Source organism: Leclercia sp. LSNIH8 (genome assembly GCF_002920195.1).
Taxonomy (GTDB): Bacteria; Pseudomonadota; Gammaproteobacteria; order Enterobacterales; family Enterobacteriaceae; genus Enterobacter.
On the sequence record NZ_PQJY01000034.1, the window covers coordinates 1 to 1,242 of the forward strand.

At 60.1% G+C, this 1,242-nt stretch carries 1 protein-coding gene; it reads left to right on the forward strand.

Going from position 1 to position 1,242, the window contains the following annotated elements; all coding sequences use genetic code 11:
• The first annotated feature begins 139 nt into the window (after nt 1-139).
• Entirely contained in the window at nt 140-1,153 is a 1,014-nt protein-coding gene (gene intI1, locus C3406_RS25805) for a class 1 integron integrase IntI1 (protein ID WP_000845054.1), read from the forward strand.
• The last annotated feature ends 89 nt before the right edge of the window (nt 1,154-1,242 follow it).

Sequence of the window (1,242 nt, forward strand, 5' to 3'; positions counted from 1 at the left end):
TAACTTTGTTTTAGGGCGACTGCCCTGCTGCGTAACATCGTTGCTGCTCCATAACATCAAACATCGACCCACGGCGTAACGCGCTTGCTGCTTGGATGCCCGAGGCATAGACTGTACAAAAAAACAGTCATAACAAGCCATGAAAACCGCCACTGCGCCGTTACCACCGCTGCGTTCGGTCAAGGTTCTGGACCAGTTGCGTGAGCGCATACGCTACTTGCATTACAGTTTACGAACCGAACAGGCTTATGTCAACTGGGTTCGTGCCTTCATCCGTTTCCACGGTGTGCGTCACCCGGCAACCTTGGGCAGCAGCGAAGTCGAGGCATTTCTGTCCTGGCTGGCGAACGAGCGCAAGGTTTCGGTCTCCACGCATCGTCAGGCATTGGCGGCCTTGCTGTTCTTCTACGGCAAGGTGCTGTGCACGGATCTGCCCTGGCTTCAGGAGATCGGAAGACCTCGGCCGTCGCGGCGCTTGCCGGTGGTGCTGACCCCGGATGAAGTGGTTCGCATCCTCGGTTTTCTGGAAGGCGAGCATCGTTTGTTCGCCCAGCTTCTGTATGGAACGGGCATGCGGATCAGTGAGGGTTTGCAACTGCGGGTCAAGGATCTGGATTTCGATCACGGCACGATCATCGTGCGGGAGGGCAAGGGCTCCAAGGATCGGGCCTTGATGTTACCCGAGAGCTTGGCACCCAGCCTGCGCGAGCAGCTGTCGCGTGCACGGGCATGGTGGCTGAAGGACCAGGCCGAGGGCCGCAGCGGCGTTGCGCTTCCCGACGCCCTTGAGCGGAAGTATCCGCGCGCCGGGCATTCCTGGCCGTGGTTCTGGGTTTTTGCGCAGCACACGCATTCGACCGATCCACGGAGCGGTGTCGTGCGTCGCCATCACATGTATGACCAGACCTTTCAGCGCGCCTTCAAACGTGCCGTAGAACAAGCAGGCATCACGAAGCCCGCCACACCGCACACCCTCCGCCACTCGTTCGCGACGGCCTTGCTCCGCAGCGGTTACGACATTCGAACCGTGCAGGATCTGCTCGGCCATTCCGACGTCTCTACGACGATGATTTACACGCATGTGCTGAAAGTTGGCGGTGCCGGAGTGCGCTCACCGCTTGATGCGCTGCCGCCCCTCACTAGTGAGAGGTAGGGCAGCGCAAGTCAATCCTGGCGGATTCACTACCCCTGCGCGAAGGCCATCGGTGCCGCATCGAACGGCCGGTTGCGGAAAGTCCTCCC